Source organism: Pluralibacter sp., from assembly GCF_019237635.1.
Taxonomy (GTDB): Bacteria; Pseudomonadota; Gammaproteobacteria; order Enterobacterales; family Enterobacteriaceae; genus Enterobacter_B.
Genome location: NZ_JAFAGS010000034.1, coordinates 18,528 through 33,072 on the forward strand (window position 1 = coordinate 18,528; position 14,545 = coordinate 33,072).

General features: G+C 51.6%; 13 protein-coding genes and 1 other RNA gene. 2 read left to right on the plus strand and 12 right to left on the minus strand.

Annotation, left to right across the window (positions count from 1 at the left end; genetic code table 11):
- Nucleotides 1-9: 9 nt before the first annotated feature.
- The 10 genes from tdcD to JO226_RS04245 form a co-directional block, all read right to left on the minus strand.
- Complete coding sequence (gene tdcD / locus JO226_RS04200; RefSeq protein ID WP_293493700.1) at nt 10-1,218, minus strand: propionate kinase; 1,209 nt, start codon at nt 1,216-1,218, stop codon at nt 10-12.
- A 92-nt stretch (nt 1,219-1,310) separates the two neighbouring features.
- Entirely contained in the window at nt 1,311-2,642 is a 1,332-nt protein-coding gene (gene tdcC, locus JO226_RS04205; protein ID WP_293493703.1) for a threonine/serine transporter TdcC, read from the minus strand.
- A gap of 49 nt (nt 2,643-2,691) precedes the next feature.
- Nucleotides 2,692-3,681: a bifunctional threonine ammonia-lyase/L-serine ammonia-lyase TdcB gene (tdcB, locus tag JO226_RS04210; protein ID WP_293493706.1), complete on the minus strand. Its 990-nt coding sequence runs from the start codon at nt 3,679-3,681 to the stop codon at nt 2,692-2,694.
- 96 nt (nt 3,682-3,777) lie between these two features.
- On the minus strand, nt 3,778-4,716 hold the full coding sequence (tdcA, locus tag JO226_RS04215) for a transcriptional regulator TdcA (RefSeq protein ID WP_293493710.1): 939 nt from the start codon (nt 4,714-4,716) through the stop codon (nt 3,778-3,780).
- A gap of 607 nt (nt 4,717-5,323) precedes the next feature.
- On the minus strand, nt 5,324-6,100 hold the full coding sequence (locus JO226_RS04220; protein WP_293493713.1) for an amino acid ABC transporter ATP-binding protein: 777 nt from the start codon (nt 6,098-6,100) through the stop codon (nt 5,324-5,326).
- On the minus strand, nt 6,097-7,065 hold the full coding sequence (locus tag JO226_RS04225) for an amino acid ABC transporter permease (protein ID WP_293493716.1): 969 nt from the start codon (nt 7,063-7,065) through the stop codon (nt 6,097-6,099). The genes JO226_RS04220 and JO226_RS04225 overlap by 4 nt, the downstream gene beginning before the upstream one ends.
- Nucleotides 7,052-7,936: an ABC transporter substrate-binding protein gene (locus JO226_RS04230; protein WP_293493719.1), complete on the minus strand. Its 885-nt coding sequence runs from the start codon at nt 7,934-7,936 to the stop codon at nt 7,052-7,054. Before JO226_RS04230 ends, JO226_RS04225 begins: the two co-directional genes overlap by 14 nt.
- 17 nt (nt 7,937-7,953) lie before the next feature.
- A complete protein-coding gene (locus JO226_RS04235; RefSeq protein WP_293493722.1) occupies nt 7,954-9,051 on the minus strand; it encodes an aminotransferase class V-fold PLP-dependent enzyme in 1,098 nt (365 codons plus the stop codon).
- Between the two features lie 370 nt (nt 9,052-9,421).
- The gene (locus JO226_RS04240; protein ID WP_293493725.1) at nt 9,422-9,697 is read right to left on the minus strand and encodes a DUF1471 domain-containing protein; all 276 of its coding nucleotides are present in this window, start codon (nt 9,695-9,697) and stop codon (nt 9,422-9,424) included.
- A gap of 212 nt (nt 9,698-9,909) precedes the next feature.
- Complete coding sequence (locus JO226_RS04245; RefSeq protein ID WP_293493728.1) at nt 9,910-11,130, minus strand: MFS transporter; 1,221 nt, start codon at nt 11,128-11,130, stop codon at nt 9,910-9,912.
- Between the two features lie 312 nt (nt 11,131-11,442).
- Between JO226_RS04245 and JO226_RS04250 the strand changes: the two genes are divergently transcribed.
- Nucleotides 11,443-12,369, plus strand: a complete 927-nt coding sequence (locus JO226_RS04250) for a LysR family transcriptional regulator (protein ID WP_293493731.1) — start codon at nt 11,443-11,445, stop codon at nt 12,367-12,369.
- A 206-nt stretch (nt 12,370-12,575) separates the two neighbouring features.
- Here JO226_RS04250 and rnpB read toward each other — a convergent pair.
- Both rnpB and JO226_RS04260 read right to left on the minus strand, forming a co-directional pair.
- An RNA gene (gene rnpB, locus JO226_RS04255) (RNase P RNA component class A) lies at nt 12,576-12,950 on the minus strand.
- A gap of 43 nt (nt 12,951-12,993) precedes the next feature.
- A complete protein-coding gene (locus tag JO226_RS04260) occupies nt 12,994-13,806 on the minus strand; it encodes a DeoR family transcriptional regulator (protein ID WP_293493733.1) in 813 nt (270 codons plus the stop codon).
- 251 nt (nt 13,807-14,057) lie between these two features.
- On the opposite strand from JO226_RS04260, the gene JO226_RS04265 reads away from it, so the two are divergent.
- Nucleotides 14,058-14,545: class II D-tagatose-bisphosphate aldolase, non-catalytic subunit (locus JO226_RS04265; RefSeq protein WP_293493736.1), on the plus strand; the 488-nt coding region annotated here is incomplete at its 3' end.

The window sequence follows — 14,545 nt, forward strand, 5'->3', positions numbered from 1 at the left end:
CTCTGTAAATTAAGCGTATTCGGCTGGAGCGTTAATTTTTCCTAAATGAATGGCGTCCAACGCAATCATCTTCTCTTCATTGGTGGGAATAACGGCACACGCCACCCGTGAATCCACCTGAGAAATCATTCGCTCCCCGGCTTTACCCGGTAATTGGTTTTTGACAGGGTCGAGCGTAATGCCTAACACCTGTAAATGTTCGACGACCAGTTGACGAATTAATGTCGAGTTTTCGCCAATGCCGCCGGTAAAAATAATGCCATCGAGGCGTTTTAGCGCCATGGCGTGTCCGCCGATATGGCGGGCAATACGGTGGACAAAGGTTTTAATTGCCAGACGCGCATGGTAATGACCTTCATGCCAGGCTTTTTCCAGCGTACGCAGATCGGAAGAGAGCCCCGAGATGCCGAGCAGGCCAGACTCTTTGTTCACTACCCGTTCCAGGTCGTTGAGCGTTTGTCCGGTCTGGCTGGCAATCCAGCTCATGGCGCCGAAATCCACATCACCGCAGCGGGTGCCCATCATCAGCCCTTCGAGCGGCGTCATCCCCATTGAGGTATCCACGCTTTTGCCGTTGCGCACCGCGCAAATAGAGGCGCCGTTGCCTAAGTGAGCAATCACCAACCCGGAATCCTGCTCGTCAAGATTCAGCAGCGTGTGAGCCTGCTGTGAGACATAGCGATGCGAGGTCCCGTGGAAACCGTAACGGCGCACGCCATGCTCTTCAAAGTAGCGCCACGGCAGGCCGTAGAGGTAGGCCTCCGGCGCCAGCGTCTGATGGAAGCTGGTATCAAAGACCGCCACCTGCTTCACGCCTGGGAACAGGTGCTTCGCCGACTCCACACCGCTCAGGTTGGCAAAGTTGTGCAATGGCGCCAGCGGCGATACCTGGCGAATTAATTCGATGACCTCATCGGTAATTAATACAGACTCATTAAAGATGCTGCCGCCGTGGGCAATACGGTGACCAATCAGGGCCACACTGCGCATTAAGTTGCGCTGTTCCAGCTCAACGGTAATTGCGCTGAGCGCACATTCGTAATTCTGCTGAGGTAATTCAACCGGCTCATTGCCGTTAACGCTTAATGTCGTATGCTCGGTATGAATACCTTCCGCAATACCTGTCAGTAATACATCCTGTGATTGCGCATCCATGACCGAGAATTTAATCGACGATGAACCACAATTGATAACCAACACTACAGGGAATTCAATCATTCGGATTCTCCGCTCATCCTGATTTTGAGCTCTGTATACCTGAAGGATTCAGGCTGCATTGCAGCAGCCTGAATGATTTAGGGCATAGGTGATTAGAAGAGTTTGTAGACAATATTCAGAATGGTCAGCAGGCCAATCGCGGTAACAAATACGTTGTCCAGTTTGCCTTTGTATTTCGCCAGCGACGGCGCTTTACGAATAGCGTACATCGGCAACAGGCACAGCAGAGAAGCGATGATCGGCGCCCCCATGGCTTCAATCAGGTCCAGAATGTTCGGGTTAGCGTAAGCCACCACCCAGGTGGAGCCCATGATGAAGACCATGCTGATGGTATTCAGTTTGCCCGTTGACACTTTGGTCTTGTCGCCTTTGTAGCCGAACTTGAGGACCAGGCCATTGAGCCCTTCCAGCGTGCCGAGGTAGTGGCCGAAGAAGGATTTGAAGATAGCGACCAGCGCGATAATGGACGCGCCGAACTCCAGCACGACAGCGAACGTTGATTTGGTGCCGGTCATGGTGGCGAAGTGGTTCGCCAAATAGGAGAGCACCGGAATGTTCTGCGCTTTCGCTTCCGCCATGTTCTGCGGAGAGAGCGTAAACAGGCAACTGAAGGCAAAGAACATCACCACGGCGACCATCAGCATGCTGGCGCGGGAAATAATCTGCGAGCATTTGCGTTCGGTGTAGTCATTCCCATAGTCTTTTTCATACTCTTCACGCTTGGAGACCACGAAAGACGAGACGATCGGCGAGAAGTTAAAAGAGAACACCATGATGGAGATCCCCAGCCACACGGTGACCAGAATGCCGTCATGGCCGGTAAAGGCGATGTCGCTCAGGTTAACCTGTTCGATAACGGCAGAGTTCCAGTACGGGATCAGAGAGAGCGAAATCAGCACCAGGCTTGCGATAAACGGGAAGACCAGAAAGCTCATGACTTTCACCATCAGGTCTTTACCAAACCAGATGACAAACGCCATCAGCAGCAGCAGGAACAGCGCCACGACCCCACGGTTCAACGCCGCGTAGCCCAACTGGTTTTCCCAGAAAGTCATAAAGGTGTTGGTAATGGTTACGCCGTAAATCCACAGTAGCGGACAAATCGCAAAGAAGTACAGGAAAGTGATGACCACGCCGCCGGTTTTACCGAAGTGCTCTTCCACCGTTTCCGTGATGTTGCCGGAAGGGTTTTTCCCCGACAAACACAGGCGCGCCAAGGCGCGGTGGCAATAGAAGGCGATGGGGTACGCCAGCACCAGCATGATAAGGATAGGAATTAAACCGCCGTAACCCGCGCGGATAGGGAAGAACAAAACACCGGCGCCGATCGCAGTGCCGAAAAGCCCAAGCGTCCAGGTCGTATCTGATTTACGCCATGCCGATGTTTTTGCCTGGCTGGCGACGAGGGTATCTGTATTACTCATATCGTGTCCTTAGCAAAAATGTTCTGTAACAGGTTCTGGTGTGGGGCGATCACGCCCCCACAAATCCGGTAATTTGTGATACGCGCGAGAGATCGATATTGCCGCCGGAAATAATGCTGACGGTCTTACGGCGTTGGATGTAGTCATCCAGTTTTCCGCTGAGCAGCGCGGCACTGGCGAGCGCGCCAGCGCCTTCGGTGATGACCTTATTGCGCTGAATCAGCGCAATCATGCTGTCGCGAATTTCGTCTTCGGTGACCAGCACGATGTCATCGACCAGCTCACGTACGATTTCAAACGTCAGTTTCCCCGGACGCGCGACGTCGCAACCGTCAGCCAACGTGGCGCTATTGCGGTGGTTGGTAATCTCGCCTGCATGCCAGGACGCCGCCATTCCGTGTACGTTTTCAGACTGGACGCCGATGATTTTAATCGTCGGGTTAATGGATTTAATCGCCGTCGCGATACCGGCAATTAAGCCGCCGCCGCCAATCGGCACAATAACGTTATCGACGTCATACAGGTCCTGTAAAATTTCCAGCCCAATGGTGCCCTGCCCCGCAATAACCTGCGCATCATCGTAAGGCGGAATAAAAATACGCCCTTCCATCTCGACGATTTCGCTGACTTTGGCAATGGTGTCGTTAAAGTTATCGCCGTGAAGCACCACTTCCGCCGAGTAATCCTGCGTCGCCGCCACCTTCGATTTCGGCGCGCCGCGCGGCATCACCACTTTGCCGTCAATACCGAGCATGGCGCAGGAGAGCGATACGCCCTGTGCATGGTTGCCCGCCGAGCATGCCACCACGCCTTTGCGGCGTTCTTCCATGGTTAAGGAGCTCAGCTTGTTAAAAGCGCCGCGAATTTTAAACGACCCGGTACGCTGCATATTTTCAAACTTGAGGAATATTTCGCCTTTGCATTGTTCGCTCAGATAATTAGAGCGCGGCATACCTGTTTTATATATTTTACCTGCAAGGCGAAGCTTTGCCTGCTGAATATCTTCAAGGGTTACCGGGAGATCGTAAGTAATGTGCATATTATCCTCTTTTCAGGAATTTCTCTGACTTCAGGTAATAACAGGGCATAGAGGTCTGTGTTACAGAACTCCGTAATTTTTCAGATTAAATTAAAATTAAATATCTTCGACCAGCTGTCTTCGTCTTCTGCAATTTTGTGATGAATAGCGTTTCGCCAGGTCTACCAGCACCGAGGCGGATTTTTTAAGTCGATAATTTTTTGACCATATTGCGGCGTAGCGTGCTACCGGCAAAATATCCTTAACGGGTAAGGTAATAAATTGATCCGAACCGAACGGTGTGGTCATATCGCATGGAATCACCGTTAAAAAATCGGCGTTCAGTACGAGGTTATAAATCGTGACGACGGAATCGGTTTTGACAATGTTTTCGGTGCTGATGTGATGCGTCTGGAGGGTGGCGAGCAGTTCTTTGTAGTAGCCCATTTCGGTGTGCGGGAGAACCCACTGTTCGTTTTGCAACGACTCCAGCGTTATCTCCCCGTTGCACGTTCGGGACTGACTGGCAACAACCACAAACTCCGATTCAAACAACGGTTCAACCTGCAGGTCCTGCAACTGCATCTCGTCATCCAGCGTACCGATGGCAAAATCCAGGCGCCCGTCGCGCAGTGCGGGCAGAAAGGATGAGAGCTGCGCTTCAAACAGAGAAACCTGCGCGCCAGGAAACACCGCTTTAAACGTTTTCATCATCCCCGGCAGCAAGGTGAACCCGATCAGCGACGGAAAACCAAATGACACGTCAACGGCGCCGCCTGAGCTCAGGCTGTTCATCTCGCTGACCATGTTTTTCATTTCCCGGGTAATGGATTCGGAGTATGCCAGCAGGACCTGACCTGCGCTGGTTAACGTCACACCGGTATTTTTTCGCACCATCAGCTCGATGCCAAAATAGGCTTCAATATCGCTGATAATTTTACTTACCGCTGGTTGGGTTAACCCAAGCTGTTTAGCTGCAGACCCGATAGAACCGCATCTAATGACCTCCTGAAAAACAACGAGGTGTTGTGTCTTTGGCAGAAGAACATTATCCATAGCACGCTTTCCATATTCCATTTTTCGCCGTGAATTCTATTAAATAACTTACACTGAGGTATGTGCGATGACTCACAATTTACCTGAACGCTCGTTCAACACACGTCACAGAAAACAGAATAATTATTTATATTCAATGAATTAGGAGAACACAAAACAAACAATAGACTGACGTTAGTCAATAAAATACAGGGGAATAAATTTATTTTATGGCGATAAAATTCCATCTTGTTTTTATTTAAAAATGACTCAACTGATTATATTTCAAACGATTTATGCATAAACCCTGCTCACTCTGTCAATATTATAATTTTAAAAAATAAAATTATTTTAAAGTGAACGTCACGGGGCTTCTGTAAATACGATTGCCATCACATGAGTTGTTACTCATGCATGGCTTAGAGGGTTATTCGCATCATTTAATTAAAAAACAAATAACAATTTTGTTATTTACAAAACAATAACGCAACATATTCAGGAGGGGGCGTAAAAAAGGTTCATCGCGGAGCCAGCGCAGCGTCCCGGACGTCTTTTTTCATCAGCCCGCCAGAACGCACGCTTTCACCGCCTGCGGATGCCGTTGTGCCTTAACGGCTGGATCATCGCATCAACGACATGTTGAAAAGAATGCCTGCGCCGCGGGTGTTTCAGGTTCAGTCATGACCTTCAACGTCGGCCCTTTCTCGGCTATCTGACCATCGTGCATAAACACGACGGTATGCGCGACATCGCGCACAAACCGCAGCTCATGCGTCACAATCAACATCGTCATACCCTCTGAAGCCAATTGCCGCATCACGCCGAGCACCTCCCCGACAAGCTCAGGATCAAGCGCCGACGTCGGCTCATCGAACAGCAGCAGGTCTGGCCGCATTGCCAGGGCGCGGGCGATCGCGACCCGCTGCTGCTGCCCGCCGGACAATGAGGCTGGATAAGCGTAAGCCTTGTCCGTCAAGCCCACCTTAGCGAGCAGTTTCATCGCCTGCTCTTCGGCGTCCTGGCGTTTTTCATTCAGCACCAGTTGCGGCGCCATCGTGATATTTTCGAGTACCGTCATATGGGGAAAGAGATTGAAATGCTGGAACACCATGCCGATACGGGCGCGTTGCCGGGCCAGTTCATCTGCCGCAAGCGCGTAAAGCCCATCGTCTTTCTCAAGATAACCGATCAGCGTCCCTCCCAGGACAACGCGCCCCGCCGTCACTGGCTCCAGCGCGTTGACGGTACGCAACAGGGTCGATTTCCCCGACCCGCTGCGCCCCAGAATACAGACCACTTCACCACGCTCTACTGACAGATTGATCCCGCGTAAAATATGATCGGTTCCATAAAATTTATGTATGCCCTCAATCCTCAGGAATGGCGTTGATGAATTGTTGGTCATTTCTCTGCCCCTGCTGCGTAACATACTGGCTTTTCCGCCAGACCGTTCAGGATTGCGTGATGCTGCAACCGCCGAAGCGGCGCATCCGCGCTAAAAAGACTAAAAAAGGAACGTTCCGATCGTCTGGAGCCTTTGGCGAATTTACGTTCCAGCCGAATCTGCACCAGACTAAGCACAGAGGTCATCGCCAGATACCAGATGCTTGCAACGATAAGCAGGGGGATAACCTGGTAGGTATTGTTATAGATGGCCTGGGTGTTTGTCAGAAGATCCCGTCCTGCAATAATCGAGACCAGCGAGGTGGTCTTCAGCATGCCGATAACTTCATTGCCCAGCGGCGGTACCACGACCCGCATCGCCTGCGGTAAGACAATCTTGCGCAACGCTCTGGATGGCGTTAATCCCAGCGAATGCGCCGCCTCGATCTGTCCGGAATTAACGGATTGAATCCCCGCCCGAACGATTTCGGATGTGTATGCCGCTTCGTTCAACCCCAGTCCTAACAACGCGGCGACGTAGGCGCCGATGACGGCATTCGTTGGCGCATCAAAGAACACGATATCCGTGCCGGGGATGCCGAGAAATATCCTCGGATACAGCGCGCCAAGAAACCCCCAAAAGATAATCTGTACAAGCTGCGGCGTGCCGCGAAATAGCCACGTATAAGCCGATGACGCGATGACCAGAACCGGGTTTCCGGACAGGCGCATCAGAGCGAGAATAACCGCGCCCACGATGCCAATGAGCATCGCAAGTACCGTCAGTTCGATGGTCACCACCATGCCGCTGAGAATATCCGGATGAAAAAGATATTGCCCGACGACATTCCACTCAAAGCGATGGTTAGTGGCGACGGAATAGCCAACGCCAGCGGCAAGGAGAATCAGCAGGCATGCTGTCACACGCCTCCCCCAATAGGTGTGTGGTATCACCACAGCCAGTTCCCGCATCTTATTCGTGTCCATTCACACCATCCTTTGCTACGTTGATCTCAATTTTTTCCACGCTCAGCGGTGTGATGTTGTACTTGAGCATGATCGCTTTATAGGTTCCGTTGTCGATAAGACGCTGTAACGCCGCCTGAATCGCATCACGCAGTTGGGGTTTATCCTTAGGAATCGCCATACCGATCGGCTGGCGCTGATTGGCGAGATCGGCGTAAATCACGAAATCGAATGCCTTACCCCCGTCAACCGTCTGAGCAATATAGGCGGCGGTGGCCGCTTCGTTCGTGGAAGCGTCAGCCTTGCCCGCTTTGATCGCGAGATGAACATCGCTGCCGGATGGCAATACCACGGCCTCGACAGGCGGCTTGCCCTTTTTCACACATTCGGCGCTCAGAGCCGCGATTTCCGCTTCGCCATTGGACCCCCGCTGGGTGGACATTCGCTTACCACACATATCGAGTATCCCTTTCACATCGGACCCTTTAGGGACCACCATGGCATTCTGGCTTATTGAATAATCAACAAAATCAACAACCTTTTGTCTTCCGGTTGTGTCAGTGATAGCCGACAAGGCGATATCGTACTTACCGGCGGCAAGACCTGGAATAATTCCGTCAAAAGGCTGTTTATGCCATTCAAATTTCACGCCAAGGAGAGCGCCCACCTCCTGAGTCAAATCGTATTCCACACCCGTCAATTCGTTTTTGGCATTGAAATATTCATATGGCGGGAAGGGGTAGTCGGACGCGACGTTGACGACGCCCGCTGTGCGGATGTTCTCCGGTAACATGGCGCGCAGCGTGGGATCTTCGCCCGCATACAGCGTGCCCGAGAAGGAGAGCAGCAGAACACTGAAAAGGGAGGAAATGGTGAGTTTATTTACGAACACAGGAAACACTCCAGAAATTAAAATTGCAGCTCTCGGGCTGCCGTGGACAAAGTCCCTATCGCCCGGCCAATGGCTTCATGCGACAAGGTGAAATGAGGCGACAGACGTAATCCTTCCCCACGCGCTGAGAGGTATATCCCCCTGGTGCGCATGTGTTGTACGAATTGAGATGCCTGCGCTTGCGGGAAGGAGAGCGTAACGATCCCGCTTTGCTGAAAATCATCGCTACCGGATACCAGCGTCCAGCCTTGCTGAAGAGCAAGCTCCCGAACCGTAGAGGCCGCTGCCAGCGTTCTCTCACGAACGCGCTCCGGGCCGTATACCATGAACCACTCGCTCATCACGGCAAGCGCCAGCATGGAGGTATAGCTCTGATTACTGGGAACAACCGGCCAGAGATCATCGTCCAGCGTTTTATTCAGTTGGGCGATGATACGGGGTGACAGATGCGCGATTGCCGCACCGGGCGCCCCGCACAGCCATTTGTGGGCAACCGACACAAATATGTCGATCTCCTCAATTTCTGCGCCTGCCGGCACAATGGGCATAGCCTGAGACGCATCGACGACAAAGGTAAAGCCGAGCGCGCGACGCGCGGCGCTCAAGGCCGCCAGATCCATCACGGCTCCGGTTATCCAGTGGACATGACTGGTAAGAACGACTGACGTCCCTTCATCAATGAACGTCAGGAGCGCGCGAGCATTCCACTCGCCGGGAACGAGGCGCAATTCGCGCCCCGTACGCGCAGCATACCGACGGGCCAGGGTAACGAGACCGGGATAATCGTCGGTGCAACAAACCACGGAACCCCGCCCTGACGGCATAGCCTGTAACACCGCATCCGACACCGCGGTCGCGGTTGAACCGACAAAGGTATATCCCGCGGGCGCACCCAGTAAGTCTCGTACTGACGCGTTAGCGCGGCGGATAATCTCATCAGGCCTGTATTCATCACGGGCACAGGTTCCGTAGAGCATATACTCCGCCAGTTGTGCCTGTACGCGCTCCCGCACCGACGCAGGGGCAATCCCCAGCGCAGCCATATCCAGGTAAGTGAAACCACCCAGTTGCCCAAACTCCATATCATCGTTCATCAACGACACTGCAAGCTCCATTCTATTGCCCGACCAATTTCACCCTCCCGGTTAATCCACCGTCGGATCGAGAAGGTATTGTCGTCGCCTGATATTGATAAAATAGAGGGTGGCAAATTTCGGTTAAGAACTTATGACAGGAAAAATCGCAAAAGAAACCGCTTGCACTCTGCGCGCGTATCACACTGAAATATCACTACTATTTTAATTATCTAATTTTAAATAAATCCTCAAACACACCTAATGCAAAGGTGAAACCCCTGTCAAATTAATATTCAACTCTCAATGCCTGATGCACTTTATTTAAAGATTCAGAATGATGAAAAAAAAGCCCCATTTTAACAAAGGGGCTTTTGCGCTAGCGTACGCCTGGAGATGCCGGGCATACGGGTTATTTGTATAGTATGGCTGTACCATCCCAGAGGCTTGAGTTAGAGGGGTTCCCAAGCGCGATAATCTGGTAATGACCAGCATGTTGTTGCGCTGCTTTGTCTTTCAGCGCATGTATCGCATCATCCGTTGATCCTTCAATCCCCGAAATCTGAACGGTACCCATTTCCTGTAGCTGGAGTGCCTGGGTGGAATCCACCTGTTTCGGCCCGGCCGCCAGTGCGGCGCCAGAAAGCAGCATGAACACGACGCCGGTAAGCAAAGAGGTCGTTTTCATCTTCAATCTCCTCAAGACTAAGCATATGCATCATTAAGTATGACGCGCTACCATGCAGTCGAAATAGGACAAATGCAAAGTCGCTTAATCTTTGTGACAGGATTATGGAGAAATGATGTCAATGAGTAACAATTTTATAAAGTGTGGGGCTGACGGGTAAGACAGGGGCCAGTCTACGGTCCATAATCCCTCTGCCATAACATGTCAGACCATCAGTTTGACTCATAAGTTTTATCCAGAATGGTTTGTATGGATATCACTCGTGTAGGGATTGCGACCACGAGCAGCACTGAAAGCCCAATGGCGGCGCCTGCAACGATATAAAGAAGCGGGACTGAAAAAGCGGATACCATCCAGGCGCCAATTGAGGCTCCAAGACCAATAGCGGTATTGAAAAAGGAAACATAAATCGCCGACGCCGGGAAGGTTGTATCTTCCGCAATACGTAAGACCCATGTCTGGAAGCCCACAAATACGCCTGATACCGCCAGGCCCCAGACAACCATCACGGCGAAAATAACGGAACCTGAAAGCAAAACACCGGATAACCCCAGAAACATCAGTACGGCACAAATCAGCAGGACCGATACCGATACTGTTGCCTTGAGATATTTATCAATAACAACCCCGGTCAGGAAATTACCCGCCAGACCCGCAATACCGTAAACAAAAAGAACAGCCGGTATAGCCGACGTCGCGATCGAATTCTGCGTATGGAGCCAGGGTTCAATATAGGTAAAGGCAGCAAAGTGCGCGGTAACCGCCAGTAATGTGGCTGAATAAATTTTCCAGAGTGTGGATGATTTCAGCACGCTTTTGAGCGTTCCTAACCCAATAGCGCTTTTAGTAATAATCTGCGGAACAAGAAGAGTGATGCCAGCAAAAGCGACCACACTGAGTACGGCCATAAGCCAGAATGCTTGTCTCCAGCCGAAGTGAATACCAATATAGTTTGATACTGGCACGCCAAACACGCTGGCTGCAGATACACCGCCAAAAACGATTGAGGTTGCTACCCCTATGTATCTTGCCGGTACGATAGCAACTGCAGTCGCACCGATCATCGCCCAAAATGCGCCATGGGCCAGCGCACCCAGTAGTCGTGCTGCAAGCAGCACCATGTATGCGTTTACCGTGGCGGCAATAACATTCGACAAACAGAGCACAATCGTAAGCACAAGCAGGAGCCGCTTTTTAGCGACATTGCCCAGAAAGACTGACGCAAAGAGCGCACTCAATGCACCTACCCAGGCGTAAAGCGAGACCGTCATACCAATCGCTGATTCAGAAACACTGAGCCCTTCGGCTATCGGCGTCAGCAGGCCGACGGGGGCCAGCTCGGTAGTCACTATGGTGAAAGTTGAAAGAGCCAGAATAAATAAGGCAAGCCATGACCTGAGGGTCATATCCTGCGGGGATTTTTCTGAAGTCATATTTCTTTTTCTCAACAATGATTCAAATAATTGACCAACTATGTTTAATTACGCAGCGGGAAAAATAGGTGATTTTACCCACGAAAAACCCCATAAATATATTACCTCACCAAAACCACTCCATTCTCAAAAAAACAATATACATTCAGGCTGTGATAAATAATTTATCATTCTGTGATGAATATGGAATTGTTTAATACGCAATACAATTTTTGTATCGCTGTTAATTTGTGCATTAAGAGGTCGGAATTCGCGTTACATCATGGTCTGTAAACAGTTAAAATAATTTCTTTGCCTGACCGGATTGAATCAATGGCTACAGCAACGCATCTCATCAGCAACCGTCTTCCCGGCGTTAAGCAGCTTCAGTGTTTCCTCGCTGTAGCCCATGAGCTTAATTTTCGTCGAGCAGCCGAGCGACTCAGGATGACCCAACCGCCTTTAACCCGGCAGATCAAATGCCTTGAGGCTGTTCTGGATCAGCAATTATTTAGCCGGAGTACTCATGATGTCAGTCTGACTGATGCGGGACGCGCCCTTGTAGGAAAAGCGGAGAAAATTCTTGAAGACTTGAATGCGCTAAAGACGGGTTCGCTTTCATCAGAAGGAAAGTTGCGAATAGGACTTACCCGGACACTTGATTTCGAATTTATTGAGCCAGTTAATAATCAGCTTATCAGACTGGAGGCCGGAGATGACATCGAAACACCGAATCTAACTTCGGCGCAGTTGCTCCAGTGTCTGGCTAAAAACACGCTTGACCTCGTGCTTACAGGTGAAAAAGGCACAGGGCATGAAGACACGATTCACTATCGCCGGGTCTGCCGCGAACCTCTGCTGATGGCGATGCCAGCCAGTCATCCCGCCAGTCTGAAAGAAAAAGTGACGCTGAAAGATGTCTGCGATTTACCACTCTTCTGGTTCGCGAGAAGTGCGAATCCGTCGTTTTATGATAAGTGTGAGAGTTACTTTGATGGACTGCATTTCTCATTAAGGCGGGTTAAAGAACCGGATGACTCACTCGTTATGCTCACCCATATCGCAAGGGGAAAAGGATTTGCTCTGATGCCCCAGTCAAAATGTACTTTTAATCTGGAAGGGCTATGTTACCGGGAGTTGACAGACGATGAATCGCAGAAGTTAAACATTGATATCTACGCTGCAACGAGGCTCAATGATAATCGTGAAACCGTGCTTTATGCTCAGGACATGTTATGTAATAGCAATCTCTCTGCTTGAAACCTTTTTTCTAACCCTTTTGGCTAGGGGGGAAAACATTCTGAGCCGGGCCCCAGGCCATGAGCAGGAATAACCGGCTATCAGGAAAGCGAAAGCAGACATCGTCAATGTCGATTCAGCGCCGCGTATGGGGACGTGACAACCGTTGGTGTATCCCATTTTTGCTTCTGAGCACCTGAGACACACCAACGTATTGTTTTAGAAGAAGTTGAAGCTGACCGATAAGCCGGGTTCTGTCGTGGACAGTCATTCATCTAGGCCAGCAATCGCTCACTGGCTCAAGCAGCCTACCCGGGTTCAGTACGGGCCGTACCTTGTGAACCCCTATTTGGCCTTGCTCCGGGTGGAGTTTACCGTGCCACGGACTGTTACCAGCCGCGCGGTGCGCTCTTACCGCACCCTTTCACCCTTACCTGATCCCGCTTGCGCGGGCCATCGGCGGTTTGCTCTCTGTTGCACTGGTCGTGGGTTTCCCCCCCAGGCGTTACCTGGCACCCTGCCCTATGGAGCCCGGACTTTCCTCCCCTGCGCCTGTCTCCCCGAAAGGACGACGACACAGCGGCGACTGTCTGGTCAGCTTCGGCGCGAAGTATAGAGGGTTTGCGCTGTAATGTCACCCTCTGCTCACTGTTGCTTAACCAGCACTACCTCAACGCCGAGCTTGCGCAGCCCTTCCAGACTCTCATCAGGAATTCCCTCATCCACAATGATCGTATGGATACGCGGGGTGTCGATAATCTTGTGCAGACTTGAGCGGTTAAATTTGCTGGAATCCGTCACTACGATGATCCGCTCCGCCACCTCACACATCCTGCGGTTGAGGCGGGCCTCATCTTCGTTGTGCGTGCTGACGCCGCGCTCAAGATCGATAGCGTCCACGCCGAGAAACAGCATGTCGAAATGGTAGTTTTGCAGCGACTGCTCGGCCTGGTCGCCGTAAAACGACTGCGACTGGCGGCGCAGGTGCCCGCCGGTCATCAGTAGCTCAACACCTTCGGCCTCCAGCAGCGCGTTGGCAACGTTCATGCCGTTGGTCATGGCGATCACGTCGCTGTGCTGGCGCATCAGACGCGCAATCTCAAAGGTGGTGGTTCCGGAGTCGAGGATCACCCGGTGTCCCGGCTGGATCAGCTCAGCCGCTACGCGGGCAATGCTGCGTTTGAGCGCAATATTGAGCGAGCTTTTGTCTTCTACCGACGGTTCCGTCGACGGAGTATGGCTGTCGCAGATCAGTGCGCCGCCGTAAGCCCGTACCGCAATCCCCTGTTTTTCCAGAAACGCCAGGTCATTGCGGATGGTCACCGTGGAAACGCAAAACGCCGTTGCCAGGTCATTTACTTGCACGCTGCCCTGCTGGCGCAACCGCTGAATAATCTGCTCCCGCCTTTCGCTGGTGCCCGGAACGCGTTTGTCGACAGAGGCTTCTGCGCTTTTCATAAGCTAATCCTTACCTAAAATCTTTCGTTTCATTTCGTTTTGTCTATTAACGCCTTTCTTTTGCCAGAATGCAAGCCTGACAGTGAGAGGCGGCACGGGTATTTAATGGGCTGAATGCTTTCATTATGTTTCTTTTGTGAAACAAATCCCACTTCTAAATGCTTTCATTTTATTTTTAATACAGCCTGATGCAGTATCATTCGAAACAAAACGAAAGATAAAAATCAAATTCGTCGACTATGGAGAGGACAGTGAAACATCTGACAGAAATGGTTGAGCGTCATAAACAAGGTTTTGAAAACGGGATTTATGCCGTCTGTTCCGCGCATCCCCGCGTACTGGAAGCCGCTATCCGCTTTGCCCGCGACCACGGCACTCCGCTGCTGATTGAAGCCACCTCTAACCAGGTGGACCAGTTCGGTGGCTACACCGGTATGACGCCGGTGGATTTTCGCCGTTTCGTACTGTCGCTGGCGGCAGAACTGGACTACCCCGAAGCGCAGCTCATTTTGGGCGGCGATCATCTGGGTCCGAACCGCTGGCAGCAGTCCCCGGCCGCCGAGGCCATGGGGCATGCAGAAGATCTGATTAAAAGCTACGTCGCCGCCGGGTTTAAGAAAATCCATCTCGACTGCAGCATGTCCTGCGCCGACGACCCGACGCCGCTGACCGATGACATTGTGGCCGGGCGCGCCGCCAGGCTTGCGAAAATGGCGGAAACCACCTGTCTGCAAACGTT

Bases quoted from the DNA above. Each gene is read 5' to 3' on its own strand.
- tdcD (WP_293493700.1), bottom strand. From the start codon at position 1,218: ATGATTGAATTCCCTGTAGTGTTGGTTATCAATTGTGGTTCATCGTCG.
- tdcC (WP_293493703.1), bottom strand. From the start codon at position 2,642: ATGAGTAATACAGATACCCTCGTCGCCAGCCAGGCAAAAACATCGGCA.
- tdcB (WP_293493706.1), bottom strand. From the start codon at position 3,681: ATGCACATTACTTACGATCTCCCGGTAACCCTTGAAGATATTCAGCAG.
- tdcA (WP_293493710.1), bottom strand. From the start codon at position 4,716: ATGGATAATGTTCTTCTGCCAAAGACACAACACCTCGTTGTTTTTCAG.
- JO226_RS04220 (WP_293493713.1), bottom strand. From the start codon at position 6,100: ATGACCAACAATTCATCAACGCCATTCCTGAGGATTGAGGGCATACAT.
- JO226_RS04225 (WP_293493716.1), bottom strand. From the start codon at position 7,065: ATGGACACGAATAAGATGCGGGAACTGGCTGTGGTGATACCACACACC.
- JO226_RS04235 (WP_293493722.1), bottom strand. From the start codon at position 9,051: ATGGAGCTTGCAGTGTCGTTGATGAACGATGATATGGAGTTTGGGCAA.
- JO226_RS04240 (WP_293493725.1), bottom strand. From the start codon at position 9,697: ATGAAAACGACCTCTTTGCTTACCGGCGTCGTGTTCATGCTGCTTTCT.
- JO226_RS04245 (WP_293493728.1), bottom strand. From the start codon at position 11,130: ATGACTTCAGAAAAATCCCCGCAGGATATGACCCTCAGGTCATGGCTT.
- JO226_RS04250 (WP_293493731.1), top strand. From the start codon at position 11,443: ATGGCTACAGCAACGCATCTCATCAGCAACCGTCTTCCCGGCGTTAAG.
- JO226_RS04260 (WP_293493733.1), bottom strand. From the start codon at position 13,806: ATGAAAAGCGCAGAAGCCTCTGTCGACAAACGCGTTCCGGGCACCAGC.